The 14,933-nt window shown below is 50.7% G+C and carries 14 protein-coding genes; 8 read left to right on the top strand and 6 right to left on the bottom strand.

Features of this window, described 5'->3' with window-relative positions:
* Positions 1-4: 4 nt before the first annotated feature.
* Positions 5-1,147, bottom strand: coding sequence for an FMNH2-dependent alkanesulfonate monooxygenase (ssuD, locus tag AACH44_RS00195; RefSeq protein WP_261847418.1), 1,143 nt, complete (start codon positions 1,145-1,147; stop codon positions 5-7).
* Between the two features lie 38 nt (positions 1,148-1,185).
* On the bottom strand, positions 1,186-2,208 hold the full coding sequence (locus AACH44_RS00200) for a sulfonate ABC transporter substrate-binding protein (protein ID WP_261847419.1): 1,023 nt from the start codon (positions 2,206-2,208) through the stop codon (positions 1,186-1,188).
* 416 nt (positions 2,209-2,624) lie between these two features.
* Here AACH44_RS00200 and AACH44_RS00205 point away from each other — a divergent pair, with 416 nt between their 5' ends.
* The 3 genes from AACH44_RS00205 to AACH44_RS00215 are packed head-to-tail and all read left to right on the top strand — an operon-like array spanning position 2,625 to position 5,684.
* Entirely contained in the window at positions 2,625-2,948 is a 324-nt protein-coding gene (locus AACH44_RS00205; protein WP_107168595.1) for a PTS sugar transporter subunit IIB, read from the top strand.
* A complete protein-coding gene (locus AACH44_RS00210) occupies positions 2,945-4,261 on the top strand; it encodes a PTS sugar transporter subunit IIC (RefSeq protein ID WP_261847420.1) in 1,317 nt (438 codons plus the stop codon). Before AACH44_RS00205 ends, AACH44_RS00210 begins: the two co-directional genes overlap by 4 nt.
* A 25-nt stretch (positions 4,262-4,286) precedes the next feature.
* A complete protein-coding gene (locus AACH44_RS00215; RefSeq protein WP_261847421.1) occupies positions 4,287-5,684 on the top strand; it encodes a glycoside hydrolase family 1 protein in 1,398 nt (465 codons plus the stop codon).
* 121 nt (positions 5,685-5,805) lie between these two features.
* Here AACH44_RS00215 and bhsA read toward each other — a convergent pair whose 3' ends face one another.
* Positions 5,806-6,063 (bottom strand): multiple stress resistance protein BhsA, encoded by a 258-nt coding sequence (gene bhsA, locus AACH44_RS00220; protein ID WP_261847422.1) that lies wholly within the window; start codon positions 6,061-6,063, stop codon positions 5,806-5,808.
* A gap of 212 nt (positions 6,064-6,275) precedes the next feature.
* Here bhsA and AACH44_RS00225 point away from each other — a divergent pair, with 212 nt between their 5' ends.
* Positions 6,276-7,580, top strand: coding sequence for a DUF3748 domain-containing protein (locus tag AACH44_RS00225; RefSeq protein WP_425606614.1), 1,305 nt, complete (start codon positions 6,276-6,278; stop codon positions 7,578-7,580).
* A 35-nt stretch (positions 7,581-7,615) separates the two neighbouring features.
* Here AACH44_RS00225 and AACH44_RS00230 read toward each other — a convergent pair whose 3' ends face one another.
* Positions 7,616-8,002 carry a YceK/YidQ family lipoprotein gene (locus AACH44_RS00230; RefSeq protein WP_261847424.1) on the bottom strand — a complete coding sequence of 129 codons (387 nt, stop codon included), beginning with the start codon at positions 8,000-8,002 and terminating at the stop codon, positions 7,616-7,618.
* A 265-nt stretch (positions 8,003-8,267) separates the two neighbouring features.
* On the opposite strand from AACH44_RS00230, the gene ibpA reads away from it, so the two are divergent.
* Positions 8,268-8,681, top strand: a complete 414-nt coding sequence (gene ibpA, locus AACH44_RS00235; RefSeq protein ID WP_261847425.1) for a small heat shock chaperone IbpA — start codon at positions 8,268-8,270, stop codon at positions 8,679-8,681.
* A 134-nt stretch (positions 8,682-8,815) separates the two neighbouring features.
* A complete protein-coding gene (gene ibpB / locus AACH44_RS00240; protein ID WP_261847426.1) occupies positions 8,816-9,268 on the top strand; it encodes a small heat shock chaperone IbpB in 453 nt (150 codons plus the stop codon).
* A 126-nt stretch (positions 9,269-9,394) separates the two neighbouring features.
* Here ibpB and AACH44_RS00245 read toward each other — a convergent pair whose 3' ends face one another.
* Both AACH44_RS00245 and AACH44_RS00250 read right to left on the bottom strand, forming a co-directional pair.
* The gene (locus AACH44_RS00245; RefSeq protein WP_261847427.1) at positions 9,395-10,351 is read right to left on the bottom strand and encodes a hypothetical protein; all 957 of its coding nucleotides are present in this window, start codon (positions 10,349-10,351) and stop codon (positions 9,395-9,397) included.
* A gap of 15 nt (positions 10,352-10,366) precedes the next feature.
* Positions 10,367-10,981 carry a hypothetical protein gene (locus AACH44_RS00250; protein ID WP_261847428.1) on the bottom strand — a complete coding sequence of 205 codons (615 nt, stop codon included), beginning with the start codon at positions 10,979-10,981 and terminating at the stop codon, positions 10,367-10,369.
* 213 nt (positions 10,982-11,194) lie between these two features.
* Here AACH44_RS00250 and AACH44_RS00255 point away from each other — a divergent pair, with 213 nt between their 5' ends.
* Positions 11,195-12,853 (top strand): putative transporter, encoded by a 1,659-nt coding sequence (locus tag AACH44_RS00255; protein ID WP_261847429.1) that lies wholly within the window; start codon positions 11,195-11,197, stop codon positions 12,851-12,853.
* 525 nt (positions 12,854-13,378) lie between these two features.
* Entirely contained in the window at positions 13,379-14,791 is a 1,413-nt protein-coding gene (locus AACH44_RS00260; protein ID WP_261847430.1) for an anion permease, read from the top strand.
* Positions 14,792-14,933 lie beyond the last annotated feature (142 nt).

Genomic DNA, 14,933 nt, shown 5'->3' on the forward strand with positions numbered 1-14,933 from the left:
TTCCTCAGCTTTGCGAGACTTTGCGCGGTACATAGCGGTTTGCCACCACTTCTCCCGCGTTGTTCACGGCATGTAGCGGCGTCGGCTGCTGTGCCAAATCGAGGTGCGGGAACAGCAGTTCACCCACGCGATAGGCCTCTTCCAGGTGCGGATAGCCAGACAGGATAAAGGTATCGATCCCAAGATCGGCATATTCCTGAATGCGTTCGGCCACTGTTGGACCATCACCAACCAGCGCCGTACCCGCACCTCCGCGGACCAGACCGATACCGGCCCACAGATTTGGGCTGATCTCCAGCTTGTCCTTTTTGCCGCCGTGCAGGGCTGCCATACGCTGTTGCCCGACGGAATCGAAACGCGCCAGCGCCGCCTGTGCATCGGCGATGGTTTGTTCATCCAGATGGGAAATCAACCGATCGGCAGCCTGCCAGGCTTCCTCGGTGGTTTCCCGCACGATGACGTGCAGGCGAATACCGAAGCGAACCTCACGCCCTTGTGCTGCGGCTTTAGCGCGGACTTCCGCCAGCTTTTCTTTCACCTGCTCAGGTGGTTCCCCCCAGGTCAGGTAGAGATCAACCTGCTCCGCCGCCAGATTTTGTGCGGCTTCAGACGAACCGCCAAAATAGAGCGGTGGGCGTGGCTGCTGAACGGGTGGGTAAAGCAGTTTGGCATCTTTGACTTGAATGTGTTTACCGGAGAAATCGACAGTTTCCCCTTCCAGTAATCTGCGCCAGATGTGAGTGAATTCTGCTGAGGCTTCATAGCGTTCTTCATGGCTGAGGAACAGCCCTTCAGCAGCCAACTCTTCCGGGTCGCCGCCCGTTACTAGATTGAACAGTGCGCGACCGTTAGACAGCCTGTCCAGCGTGGCGGCCTGACGTGCGGCGATGGTGGGGGAAATCACGCCAGGGCGCAGGGCGACGAGAAATTTCAGCCGCTGCGTCACCGGGATGAGCGATGCTGCCACCAGCCAGGAATCTTCGCAGGAGCGACCCGTCGGCAGCAGCACGCCGCCGAATCCTTGCCGCTCGGCGGCTTGTGCCACCTGTTGCAGATAGCTGTAATCAACATGACGTGCGCCCTCGGTGCTACCCAGATAGCGACCGTCTCCGTGGGTGGGCAGAAACCAGAATACGTTAAGACTCATGGCGTGTTCTCCTGAACGGTAAACGTGTGATAAGCGAATTACGGCGTTTGGGGGTGCCAGACGCGCTCTGCGATATTGACCTTCACTGGCACCAGCCGGTTTTCATAAAACAGGTCGGCGGTGGATTGCTGTGCCTTGATCGTGGCGGCATCCAACGGTTCGATAGTGGTTGGCGGGCGATGATCGAGTGCCGTTTCAATCACTTTTTCCGGTAGCCCCACCGCGTTGGCTAACAGTGTGACGCTTTGCGTCCGGTCACTGAACGTTAAGGCATCGGCTTTGGTTAGCACGTCCAGTACCTGACGAATAAAGGTGCCGTGCGCTTCGGTATAAAGGCGTCCCGCCAGATAGAAGGAACCGGTTTTCTCCAGCCCGCTGCTGTCAACCAGTACGCGGACGCCGCCTTCCAGCAGCGCGGCAGAATAATAGGGGTCCCAGATCGCCCATGCATCGACGTTGCCTTGCTGGAAGGCTGCTCGGGCGTCAGCAGGTGTCAGGTAGGTCGGTTGGATATCAGTGAATTTCAGCCCGTCTCGTTGCAGCGCACGCAGCAACGTGTTGTGCGCGCTGGAGCCTTTCTGGAAAGCGACTTTGCGACCTTTCAGATCGGCAACGGTTTTCACCGGACTGTCTTCTCGTACCAGAATGACCTCTGCTTCGGGCTTCGGCGGTTCCACGCCGACATACAGCAGATCAGCGCCAGCGGCCTGCGCAAAAATAGGCGGGATATCACCTGTACTGCCGAGATCGATACTGCCAACATTCAGCGCTTCCAACATCTGTGGACCTGCGGGGAATTCAACCCAGCTGATTTTGGTGTTGGGGAACTGTTTCTCCAGCAACTGGTGAGATTTTGCCAGCACCAGACTGATCGACCCTTTCTGATAGCCGACGCGTAGCTGCGTCGGTACGCTGTCCTGCGCATCAGCGGTGGACATAAGTAATACGGCACCAGCGGCCAGAATCGCGGCGATCTGGCGTAGCCGCGCTGTCACATTTTTCCATAACGGTGTGCGCTGCCCATGTCCTTCCGTGCCCGATCGTTTCATCATCAATGACATTCGTCGGATCGCTCCCTTATAACGAAAAATTGAAATACGTAGAGAAAATTCAATATCAAGTGATAAACATAACAGGGGGGCGGTGGGCTTTTTAAATCTCAATTTGTCGTTTTTATAGCCAAAAGTAGAAAATACCTGAAATCAACGCACTTAGCGTAACCAGTGCTGCAATCGTGGGTTTACCCGTCCTTTATGTCTGAAACACGTTTTCCATGACCTGCCTCACATTGTTTCCCGCAATGTCTATCATTTCGTGAACCTATTCTCAGATATTGATTTTTTTCATGGAAAACGGTTTCCGTTGTGTTTCCATAGGCGTGTTTCCAATGAGGGTGTGTTCAATGACCGTGTTTATTCACGACGCTTTTATTGATGACGTTTTTGATTCATAACGCACGTACGACGGGGTGTTGAAAATGAAAAGGATCATGCTTTGTTGTTCCGCTGGGATGTCTACCAGTCTGTTAATGAGAAAGATGAAGGAGGCGGCCGATACGCGTGGTCTGGACGTTGAGATTGCCGCCTACGCCGCCCATGAATTTGATGAACAAGTCGGTAAGTATGACGTTGTGCTGCTGGGGCCGCAGGTGAAATACATGCTGGCGTCATTCAAGGAGAAAGCCGAGGGAAAAGGCGTGCCCGTGGCTGCGATAGACATGATGGATTACGGTATGCAGCGCGGTGACAACGTGCTGGATTTTGCCTTTTCGCTAATCGAAAAATCAGGACAACCGCTATGAGTGGCCTCTATCAATCGATGGTGAATATCATCGAACAAAAGATTACCCCGCTGGCGGGTGTGGTAGGGCAACAGCGCCACATCATCGCGATCCGTGATGGTTTTATCGCCGCGCTGCCTTTTATGATCATCGGTTCATTTATGCTGGTGTTCATCTTTCCGCCGTTCTCGCCAGATACCACGCTGGGGTTTGCCCGCGCGTGGCTCGATTTCTCCGTGGCCTACCGCGAGCAGCTGATGCTGCCGTACTACCTCAGTATGGGGGTCATGACCTTCTTTATCTCAGTAGGGATTGGGGCCAGTCTTGGTAAGCATTACAAGCTGGACCCGATCATGACTGGACTGCTGGCGCTGATGGCGTTTCTGCTGGTGGCCGCGCCTTATCACGATAAGCAGATTTCCACTCAGTATTTCTCCGGTGAGGGGATTTTTACCGCGATTCTGACGTCCATTTATGCGGGTGAAGTGTATGCCTGGCTGAAGAAGCGCCACATCACGATTCGCCTGCCGAAAGAGGTGCCGACTGGCGTGGCGCGTTCGTTTGAAATCCTCATCCCTGTTCTGGTCATCGTCGCGACGCTGCACCCATTTAATCTGTTCATCCAATCTGCGACCGACATGATTATCCCGGAAGCCATTATGCATCTGTTGGCACCACTGATTTCAGCGTCGGATTCGCTGCCCGCCATTCTGATTTCGGTGTTTATCTGCCAGATTCTGTGGTTTGCCGGGATTCACGGTGCACTGATCGTTACCGGAATTATGAACCCGTTCTGGATGACCAATCTGGCGCTGAATCAGGCTGCGCTCTCGGCAGGCGCACCGCTGCCGCATATTTATTTGCAGGGATTCTGGGATCACTACCTGTTGATTGGCGGAGTCGGTTCTACGTTACCGCTGGCTTTTTTGTTACTGCGTAGCCGCGCCGTTCATCTACGCACGATTGGCCGGATGGGCGTGGTGCCGAGCTTTTTCAACATCAATGAACCGATTCTGTTTGGTGCACCGATCATCATGAACCCGCTGCTGTTCCTGCCGTTTATTTTCGTGCCGATGGTCAATGCCGTTATTGCCTATACGGCGACGAAGCTCGGCTGGATCGCGCAGGTGGTTTCCCTGACGCCATGGACGACGCCTGCGCCGATTGGTGCATCGTGGGCGGCGAACTGGGCGTTCAGTCCGGTAATTATGTGTCTGCTCTGCATGGTGATGTCGGCCGCGATGTACTACCCGTTTCTGAAAGTCTATGAGCGCACGTTGCTCAAACAGGAACAGGAGAAACAACAGCAGGCTGCGGGCGAAGCCAGCGCATAAATATGAGTGAAGTAGAGAGGAACGTATGCACGATCATCTTCAGAACGATTTTCGCTTTCCCGCGAATTTTTGGTGGGGTAGCGCCAGTTCGGCACCACAAACGGAAGGCGAGAGCCTCAATTATGGTAAAAGTGCCACCGTATGGGATGAATGGTTCGCCACGCAGCCTGGCCGTTTTCACCAACAGGTCGGGCCAGCGGATACCTCCACGTTTTATCAGCACTGGCGTGAAGATATCGCGCTGCTGAAGACGCTGAATCACAACACGTTCCGAACGTCGATCTCCTGGGCGCGGCTGATTCCCGACGGCGTGGGTGAGCCGAATCCGCAAGCGGTGGCGTTTTATAATCAGGTCATTGATGAAATGCTGGCGCAGGGCATCACGCCGTTTATCAATCTGTTCCATTTTGATATGCCGATGGTGATGCAGCGGCTGGGTGGCTGGGAAAATCGGGCGGTGGTGGTGGCCTACGCAGGCTATGCGGCGACCTGCTTCCGTCTGTTTGGCGACAGGGTAAAGCACTGGTTTACATTCAATGAACCCGTGGTGCCGGTGGAAGGCGGGTATCTGTATGATTTCCACTACCCGAACGTGGTGGACTTCAAGCGTGCCGCGACGGTGGCGTATCACACCATGCTGGCGCACGCGCTGGCGGTGAAAACCTATCGCGAGCAGTCTCAGGACGGGGAGATCGGTATTATCCTCAATCTGACGCCTTCCTATCCGCGATCGCAACATCCGGCCGATGTTAACGCGGCCAACATCGCCGATCTGATGTTTAACCGCAGTTTCCTCGATCCTGCGCTGAAGGGCGAGTATCCGCAGGAACTGGTTGATTTGCTAAAGCAATACGGCCAACTACCAAATTGCCAGCCTGACGATCGGGCGCTGCTGGCCGATGGTGTTGTCGATCTGCTGGGTATTAACTATTACCAGCCGCGTCGGATTCAGTGCCGCGACAGTCTGGTCAATCCTGATAGTCCGTTTATGCCCGAATGGTTCTTTTCCAGCTATGACATGCCGGGACGAAAAATGAATCCCTATCGCGGTTGGGAAATTTATGAACCGGGCATCTATGACATTCTGACCAACCTGCGGGTGAATTACGGCAATCCGCGCTGCTTTATTTCGGAAAACGGCATGGGTGTCGAAAACGAACAGCGTTTCGACGCCAACGGCCAGATTCAGGATGATTACCGCATCGATTTTGTCCGCGAACACCTAAAGTATGTACACCAAGGCATCGCGGAAGGCAGCAACTGTCTCGGCTACCATATGTGGACGTTTATCGATAACTGGTCGTGGTCGAATGCCTACAAGAATCGCTATGGTTTTGTGCAGTTGGATTTGGCGACGCAGGCGCGCACGGTGAAGAAAAGCGGGCAATGGTTCGCGGCGGTGGCGGCCGACAATGGTTTTTGAAGTGAAGACAAGGGGGCATAAAAAAACCGGCTTGCCCTGATGAGGAGGCAAGCCGGAAAGAGGGTAATACGGGTCTATCTATGATGGTTTATCGGGACAAACAACGCAGAGTCAACAACGCTTAGTTGAAGATTACCGCAGAGCCACGCAGCTGATCGTTACCGGTCGCAGACGTGATGGTATAAGCTTTAGCCCCTGCTTTTTCTGCTTTCGCGGCGAGCTGAGCTTGCAGTGAACTTAGGTCGTGAGCGGTAGCAGTAACAACGCCCGCTTTTTCCAGGTTTTGTGCCTGTGAAGGAGACACGTATTCAGCAGCAGAAGCACCGAAAGCAAAGGTAGCGAGAACAACAGCAGCAGCGATGGTTTTTACGTTTTTCATGATGTCTTATCCTTTTCTTATTTGATAGGTGAAAGGGGGCTGGCCTTTCGATATGAAGAATGTTACGCCAATGCTAATAAATTAAAAAACGGATGTTACTGAGGGAGTCTTTCTATTTTTTTGAATGATAATATCCATTGTTTTTTGTTTTTTTTAAATTAAAAACAACAATTTATGCATAAAACTGAATTTTATTTACAAACCATTGACTGATGTTAAATAACTGGGGTGATGTCTTGCTTGTTGAAACAAAACTAACGTTTAATGCTGTAGGTCATCAACTTACCAATATTAACTGCTGGTCATGTGATGGTAATTGGTTGGTTTATGACATAAGACCCTATGGATCTTCGTTTACAGGGCTGAGTATTGAGCGCATACACCTGAAAAACCTCAAAACCGAGGTTATTTATCGAGCAACGGCGGGTGCGCATGTGGGCGTGGTGACCTGTAGTCCGCAGGAGCCACTGCGTTATGTCTTTATCCACGGGCCGGAAAACCCGGATAGCGAATGGCAGTATGATTTTCACCATCGCCGTGGAACGATAGTGGCAGATTGCCAGCGCGATGAAGCGATCACGCTCGACGCCTTCTCCATTACGCCGCCTTATCAGGCCGGTGCGCTGCGCGGCGGCACGCATGTCCACGTCTTCAGCCCGGATGCCAGCCGCCTGAGCTTTACCTATAACGATCATGTGCTGCATGAATGCGACCCGGCATTAAACTTGCGCAATGTGGGCGTGGCCGTGCCGCTACAGACCGTCACCGTTGAGAAATGCCACCCGCGTGAATATGACGGCAGCCACTATTGTGTGCTGGTCAGCAGAACGACGCCTCAACCGCAACCCGGCAGCGATGAAATCAACCGTGCCTATGAAGAAGGCTGGGTAGGAACCACGGGTTATATCCGGCAAGACGGCTCGCGCCAGCGCTGGGCGCTGGCGTTTATCGGCGATACGCGGGCGGCGGACGGGGCAACGGTGCCTGAGATCTTTATCGTCGATTTGCCGGAGGCGCTGGAAGAGTACGCCAAAGCGGGGGATGCTCCACTGGCTGGCACGGCAACGTCAATGCCTGCGCCGCCATCAGACGTGCAGCAGCGGCGTTTAACGTTTACGCACTCACGTCGTTATCCTGGCCTAGTGAATCAGCCGCGCCATTGGCTACGAGCCTCGCCTGACGGCAGTGAGATTGCTTTCCTGATGCGGGATGAGGCAGGCGTGGTGCAGCTGTGGATGATTTCTCCGAACGGCGGTGAACCAAGACAGGTAACGCACACGGAACACGGCGTACAGTCTGCCTTTAACTGGCACCCGAGCGGGCGTTCTCTGGCATTTGTGTGTGACAACAGCATCATGCTGTGTGATGCGAAAAGCGGTGAGCTGGTTCGGCTGACGGCGCGGACGGACAGCGCACCGAGTCCGGATGCCGTGGTCTTTTCTCCTGATGGGAAACATATTGCGTATATGCGGGAGATTGACGGTTTTAATCAGCTTTTCGTTGTGGCAACGGCGTAACCGATACGCACGCGTTCATGGCGAGTGCGGTGCTATCAAAGCTGATTATGAGGCATGGTGTTATGAGGCATGGTGTTATGCGGCATAGTAGCGAGCTGTGAACTGGCGGTCTGGTTTTGCTCTTCACTGTGCGAAATGCGCTCGCGCGTTGATAGTTTGTTCTGCTCGCTGCCTGCGCGGTAGTAGTCGTAGGGCAGCAGCAGCGTGTCGGCCACCGCCGAGAACGGCAGGTCGATAGCGACCAGTGGCATCATGGCCCAACTGGTATCGTCGTCACGCAGCATACCCACACTGGCGCGCGTGCCGGAATAGTATCCCTGATCGCTTCCGGTATGCGTCATCACGCTGGAGCAACCGCTGGTTGCCACCGCACCGCTACCGGTAATGATGAAAGAGAACAATGCACTTTTCAGTAAGGTCATATTCCTGTCCATTAAGAACCTGCTGCCAGAGTGGGTTCCAGAGCCTGCCTATCTTGAGTGTATGTGATAACGCCCGCAGTGTGAGTGAATATTGCATGAAACTCAGTGATTTTTCTTTTTTGCCTCTTGAAAGTCTGAGGGGGGTCACCATATTGATGATAAGCCGGAAGAAAACGATACGCCGTCAGGGTATCTGTCTCGGCTGTGAACCTGTCCCTAGGGAAGGTAAAAATAAATCCTCGCTGCATGTTTAGGAGGCTGTTGTATGCGTAACCCCGATTTTTCCCCACTGTACCGTTCCGCCATTGGTTTTGATCGCCTGTTCAACCTATTAGAAACCGGCCAGACCCAGAGTAACGGCGGCTATCCTCCCTACAATGTCGAACTGGTTGACGAGAACCAATACCGCATCGCGATTGCCGTCGCTGGCTTTGCCGAGCAGGAACTGGATATCACCGCGCACGACAATTTATTGATTGTAAAAGGTGCCCACGCTGGTGAGCAGGTTTCCCGCAATTACCTGTATCAGGGGATTGCCGAGCGTAACTTCGAGCGTAAATTTCAACTGGCTGAACATATTCAGGTAAAAGGTGCCAATCTGGAAAACGGGCTGCTGTATATCGATCTCGAACGTATCGTGCCGGAAGCGATGAAGCCGCGTCGGATTGAAATCAAGTAAATCACGCGAATCGCACACTGCCTGAAGTCATACTCGTCTGCCGAATGGGGACGACGCCAGCCATTAAACCGTGGCTGGAATAAGCGATGCCCACAGGGGCATCATTAATCTCGCTTCTTAGAAGGAGTCATATTATGCGTAACTACGATTTATCACCTTTACTGCGTCAGTGGATCGGTTTTGACAAATTAGCCAGCTCAATGCAGGGCAGCCAGGAACCGATTGATTTTCCTCCGTATAATATCGAGAAAAAAGACGATAACCATTACCGTATCACGCTCGCGCTGGCAGGTTTCCGGCAAAGCGATCTGGATATTGAAGTCGAAGGCCCACGCCTTACCGTAAAAGGCAGCCCGGCACCGACCGAGAAAACCGTGGAATATCTGCATCAGGGGCTGGTGTTTAAACCTTTCACGCTGAGCTTTACGCTGGCCGAGCATCTGCATGTGTCCGATGCGCATTTTGAAAATGGCCTGCTGCACATCGATCTGGTGCGTGACGTACCGGAAGCCTTGCAGCCGCAGCGTATCGCTATCGGCGGTAGTCGCCCGGCATTGAACCAGCAGTCTGCCGAAGATGTGTCATAACGCGACATTCGTGTTATTAATTTGCGCGCGATTAACCTGTGCGTCATTAACGTGATAGTTAGCCGCGCCCGTTGCTATACGGGCGCGGTTTTGTGTTGCCCGCCCCGTTTCTTTGTCGTGTAATAATTAGCGACTAAATTTACTCCAATCATTAACTAATTGGTTTACCCCATAATTTGGGGGAAGAGTATGAGTATATTGCACCGATGCTTCTTGTTTTTCATCACTATCCGGATCAAGCCCGCTAATTATTTTTTGAATGTCGCTTCGTAATGGCGGTGGATTATTGATTTCCTTATTTAACTCGCTATGTGGAAATGGGGCAGGTATAGATCTTACATGGATTTGATTATCACCAACGAGTATTCCATCATCAAATTTATTTTCTTCTTTATCTATCCATATTCTGGTGCTATCACAATACTCCTGAATAGATTTACATTCTAAAATAGATGGGCTTAATCCCGCATGGCGTAATGATTTCCATGTAAAATCAATGCAGCTATTTGTTACTCCGTTATAGTAAAGGTCAAAATAAGTATCTGAGTTGTTATATGCGCTATCACCAAACTCTTTTAATTTTTTGTAGTGGTTTTCTGTTATTTCAATTGTTCTTTTGTAATAAGGTTTTTCGTAATGAATTGTGTCCTTATCAGTGACGAAACCATTTCCCCATGCTCCTGAATTTATAGGCGCGAATCCGTAGGAGTTATTAATTATTTCCTTTTTATCATGTTGTACTTTAGTTATTTCAAACCACATATGACCAGCTGCTGAGACTACTCTTTTCCCTGTTTCTTTATTGATTTTAGGTTTTCCACTATCTTCATTTAAAGGTGTTCCTGGATAGGCAATGTAAATTGCCACCATATATCTGTCTTCTAAAGAGTGAAGTACATGTTCTACAAAACTTTTTCTGGCATGTGGTGGTGGGCAGGTCGCACATGCTTGTCCTGCGTTATCGTTGGCTTCCTGATCTGGATATGCGAAGTATTCAATTTCCCATTTTTTTTGCTCTTTTTTCATATCATTGTTGTCTGCTATGTACTTGAGAAATTCTTCAGTTTTATTCTCTGGTTTCATCTTTGATTTTTCTTTTTATTTAATAAAATACGTTTCTATTGTTATGAAATAATTTAACCCTTCTATTTTTAACTCAGGCCAGTCTCCCATAACTTTGACTTTTAATCTGTATTGTCCGTAGGGTTGACTACTTAAATCGATTAGGCTGAAAGCATCCGCAGGTCTGATTGATAATTGTTTAGATGTCTCATCGATATAATATTTCTGACGGTGGTTATTTTTCAAAATTAACTCTTCAGTTAAATCATTATCTATTTTGTATAGTTCAATGTTGAAAATAGGTGATTCTTTAATATCATCGATAGGCCCATCCCCAATAAAAATATCTGAAGTATAGAACCCCAAGTTAAGATTTTCTTCTTTTCTTATTTTTAATATTATATGTGATGATGGTGATTCTAGCGGCGTTATGAAAAGAAATCTGCTACGTGGTAATGGTGTTATCCAGAAGACGAAATCAATTTCATCTCCTTTTTCATATAATTTAATCGGTATATCGATAGGATTATCAATGGATATTTTTGGCGATAGAAAAAAGTAAGGATTATTAAATGGTGGGCTTACCCATTGATATGAAAGAGTTAGTCCTACTCCCAATAAAATACCAATGAGTAATAATATTTTTTTCACGTTTAAACAGCTCCATGTTTACGAAAGATGAGCTTAACTCAGGGGCGGAGTCAGGGCAAGAATATGTACATAAATTAGTCATGAAGTTATCAAGGGTTTTGTGTTGCCCGCCACGTTTCCTTCCCCAGCATTCTGCCAAAATCAAAATATACTCATCATAGGGTATAGCGTCAGTGACATTTCCCAATAAAAACGTCCGCAAAGGATACGGGTATGAGTGATATCGCACTTACCGTGAGTATGCTGGCGCTGGTTGCCGTTCTGGGGTTATGGATTGGCAATTGGCGGATTTATGGCGTCGGTTTAGGGATTGGCGGGGTTCTGTTCGGTGGGATCATCGTCGGGCATATTGCCCATCAGTACCAGATTCAACTGAATGATGACATGTTGCACGTCATTCAGGAGTTCGGGCTGATCCTGTTTGTCTACACCATTGGTATTCAGGTTGGGCCAGGCTTCTTTTCCTCTCTGCGCGTATCTGGCCTGCGCCTGAATGCGTTTGCCCTGTTGACGGTATTTCTCGGCAGTGTGGTGACCGTCATGCTGCACAAACTGCTCAACATTCCTCTGCCTATTATTCTCGGTATTTTCTCCGGTGCGGTGACCAACACGCCTTCTCTCGGTGCGGGTCAGCAGATTCTGGCCGATCTTGGTTCGAGTACAACCTTAGTGAACCAGATGGGGACGGGTTACGCGATGGCGTATCCGTTGGGGATCTGCGGCATTTTACTGGTGATGTGGCTGATGCGCGTCCTGTTTCGCGTGGTGGTGGAGAACGAGGCAAAACAGTTTGAGGCGAGTAATGGTCAGCACCATGAACAACTGCAAACGATGAATGTGTCAGTAACAAATACCAATCTGCAAGGGCTGGCGATTCAGGATGTGCCAATTCTGAACCGCGATACTATCGTCTGTTCGCGCCTGAAACGCGGTGATGAACTGATGGTGCCGTCGCCGCAGACGCTGATCCAACTGGGTGATTATCTGCATTTGGTTGGCGCGAAAAACGATCTGGAGCAGGCGCGGCTGGTCATCGGTAATGAAGTGGAGACGTCGCTCTCTACGCGCGGCACGGATCTGCACGTTGAACGCGTGGTGGTGACGAATGAGAAGGTGCTGGGACGCAAGATTCGCGAGCTGAATCTGAAGCAAAACTATGATGTGGTGATTTCGCGCTTGAATCGTGCGGGCGTTGAGCTGGTCGCCAGCAATCAGGCCAGCCTGCAATTTGGCGATATTCTGAATCTGGTCGGGCGGAAAACGGCGATTGATGCCGTTGCGGATATCGTGGGGAATGCACAGCAGAAGCTCCAGCAGGTACAGATGCTGCCCGTCTTTATCGGCATTGGACTGGGTGTACTGCTGGGTTCTGTGCCGCTGGTGATCCCTGGATTCCCCGTGGCGCTACGGCTCGGGCTCGCGGGGGGACCACTGGTGGTGGCGCTGGTGCTGGGGCGCATTGGCAGTATCGGTAAATTGCACTGGTTTATGCCGCCTAGTGCGAATCTGGCGCTGCGCGAGCTCGGTATTGTGCTGTTCCTGTCGGTGGTGGGGCTAAAATCCGGCGGTGACTTCATCGATACGTTATTAAATGGCGACGGGGTGTGGTGGATTGGGTATGGTGCGCTGATTACCATTGTGCCGCTACTGCTTGTCGGCATACTGGCGAGAAGGCTGGGTAAGATGAACTACCTGACACTGTGCGGCATGCTGGCTGGCTCCATGACCGATCCGCCTGCGCTGGCGTTTGCCAATGGGCTTCACCCGACCAGCGGTGCGGCGGCGCTGTCTTATGCCACGGTTTATCCGCTAGCGATGTTTCTGCGCATTATGTCGCCGCAGTTACTAGCCGTACTGTTCCTGACCCTCTAAATGTTATCAGTTGGATAAAAAATACTATTTCTTTCGCTGAATAATGGTTATTTGATCTTTTATTTTTTAATAAAGAAATACCTGAGTAAATAAATAAGGAATGGATAACTCACTGTCTGGGAAAGAGTTATATTACCACTATTAGGTATAAGGTTTTTTTATCATTGATTTGTCGTTAACTTCGTTAATTTTATGTTCTTTAAATGTCAATTATTATTGAATTTTAAGGGTTTTTATCGGGAAATTAAAACCACGGTAGTTTCTTAAATAAATTAATGAACTACTTTAGTAACTAAAGTAACTCTATTTTGCAGGCGCAGTATAATACTATCTCCTCATAATCACGTGATTTGATAAGACGAAAGAAGCACCCTGACTCCTTGTTTTTTCGTCTTTTTTCCGCAGATGATTCCTGTTGCGTTGTTTCAGCAGGGTGACGAAGGAAGAACAACGAAATACCCACTCCTCCGCATGGGACATCCGTCGTGAATACAGCATTCCGTTTTAATGAAGAGTGGTGTTCTTATGTCTGCGAATAACAGCAGGTTGATAAAGCTTCTAATTATCCTTTGTATTGCCGGTGGCTTATGGCTATTGCCGGTTCCTGATGGAGTTAAACCTGATGCCTGGCACCTGATGGCGATTTTTATTGCCACGGTTGTCGGTCTGATTCTTTCTCCTTACCCGCTTGGCGCAATGGCGATGTTCAGCCTGACCTCGGTCGCCATATTAGGGTTATTACCCATTAAAGATGTGCTGGCGGGCTTTAGCGATCCCACTATTTGGATGATCGCCTGCGCCTTCTTTATCTCTCGCGGCTTTATCAAAACTGGCTTTGGCCGACGCATTGGTCTGTTGTTCATCAGCAAGCTTGGGAATAGCTCTCTCGGTCTGGCGTATGGTCTGGTGTTTACCGACCTGATGTTCGCTCCTGCGATGCCTTCTACGTCTGCACGCTGCGGTGGGATCATCACTCCGCTGTTCCGGTCCATTGCCGAAGCCTATGACTCCACGCCGGAAAAAGGCACACAGCGCCGCATTGGTGCGTTTCTGGTGCAGTCCATTTTCCAGTGTAACGCCGTGACATCTGCGATGTTTATGACCTCCATGGCGGGTAACCCGATGGTGGCGAAGCTGGCTTCCCAATTTGGTATTCACATCAGTTGGACGGATTGGGCGTTAGCGACATTGCTGCCAGGTTTCTTGTCTCTGGCGCTGATTCCTTACCTGATCTACCGTTTCTACCCGCCTGAACTGAAGAAAACCTCAGAAATGCGCGCTATCGCCGTCGAAAGACTGCGAGAAATGGGCAAAATGACCCGCGACGAGTGGGTGGTGCTGGGCGTGTTCCTGGGTCTGGTCACCTTCTGGGTGTTGGGTTCTACGCTGAATATCGACGCGACGCTGACCGCGCTGGCTGGCCTGAGCGTGCTGTTGCTCAGTCGTGCGCTGACTTGGGACGACGTGGTGGGTGAGAAAGAAGCCTGGCACACCGTGGTATGGTTTGCCGTGCTGATGACGCTGGCGGGTCAGCTAAACAAAATGGGCTTGATTACCTGGCTGGGTGGATTGGCTGGTAATGCGGTCAGCGGGATGCACTGGCTGCCGATGCTGGGTCTGCTGTTGCTGGTGTACTACTACAGCCACTACCTGATGGCGAGTGCGATTGCCCACATCAGCGCCATGTATGCGATTTTCGTCTCCATCGCGCTGGCCGCTGGCGCGCCACCAATGCTGACCGTATTGGTATTCGGTATCTTCAGTAACCTGTTTATGTCCACAACGCACTACTCCAGTGGCCCGGCACCGATTCTGTTCGGCACCGGCTACGTGCCGCTAGGAACCTGGTGGAAAATCGGTTTCTCCATTAGCCTGGTCATCATCCCTATCTGGCTGGGTGTTGGCGGAATGTGGTGGAAACTGCTCGGTTTCTGGTAAACGCAATACTGCTGGCTTTCCTGATGCGAAACATTCTTGACACAAAAAATGTACCGCAACGTTAAGCCTGATTTCCTTTCTTCAAGCCTACGCCCTGTCCTTGTGACGGGGCGTAGGCATCACGGCACGCGAAACGCGACGA

It is taken from the genome of Pectobacterium araliae, from assembly GCF_037076465.1.
GTDB lineage: Bacteria > Pseudomonadota > Gammaproteobacteria > Enterobacterales > Enterobacteriaceae > Pectobacterium > Pectobacterium araliae.

Excerpts from the sequence above, each read along its gene's own strand:
- AACH44_RS00200 (WP_261847419.1), bottom strand. The coding sequence starts at position 2,208 with ATGTCATTGATGATGAAACGATCGGGCACGGAAGGACATGGGCAGCGC.
- bhsA (WP_261847422.1), bottom strand. The coding sequence starts at position 6,063 with ATGAAAAACGTAAAAACCATCGCTGCTGCTGTTGTTCTCGCTACCTTT.
- AACH44_RS00225 (WP_425606614.1), top strand. The coding sequence starts at position 6,276 with ATGTTAAATAACTGGGGTGATGTCTTGCTTGTTGAAACAAAACTAACG.
- ibpA (WP_261847425.1), top strand. The coding sequence starts at position 8,268 with ATGCGTAACCCCGATTTTTCCCCACTGTACCGTTCCGCCATTGGTTTT.
- AACH44_RS00260 (WP_261847430.1), top strand. The coding sequence starts at position 13,379 with ATGTCTGCGAATAACAGCAGGTTGATAAAGCTTCTAATTATCCTTTGT.
- AACH44_RS00230 (WP_261847424.1), bottom strand. The coding sequence starts at position 8,002 with ATGACCTTACTGAAAAGTGCATTGTTCTCTTTCATCATTACCGGTAGC.
- ibpB (WP_261847426.1), top strand. The coding sequence starts at position 8,816 with ATGCGTAACTACGATTTATCACCTTTACTGCGTCAGTGGATCGGTTTT.
- AACH44_RS00210 (WP_261847420.1), top strand. The coding sequence starts at position 2,945 with ATGAGTGGCCTCTATCAATCGATGGTGAATATCATCGAACAAAAGATT.
- AACH44_RS00215 (WP_261847421.1), top strand. The coding sequence starts at position 4,287 with ATGCACGATCATCTTCAGAACGATTTTCGCTTTCCCGCGAATTTTTGG.
- ssuD (WP_261847418.1), bottom strand. The coding sequence starts at position 1,147 with ATGAGTCTTAACGTATTCTGGTTTCTGCCCACCCACGGAGACGGTCGC.
- AACH44_RS00245 (WP_261847427.1), bottom strand. The coding sequence starts at position 10,351 with ATGAAACCAGAGAATAAAACTGAAGAATTTCTCAAGTACATAGCAGAC.
- AACH44_RS00205 (WP_107168595.1), top strand. The coding sequence starts at position 2,625 with ATGAAAAGGATCATGCTTTGTTGTTCCGCTGGGATGTCTACCAGTCTG.
- AACH44_RS00255 (WP_261847429.1), top strand. The coding sequence starts at position 11,195 with ATGAGTGATATCGCACTTACCGTGAGTATGCTGGCGCTGGTTGCCGTT.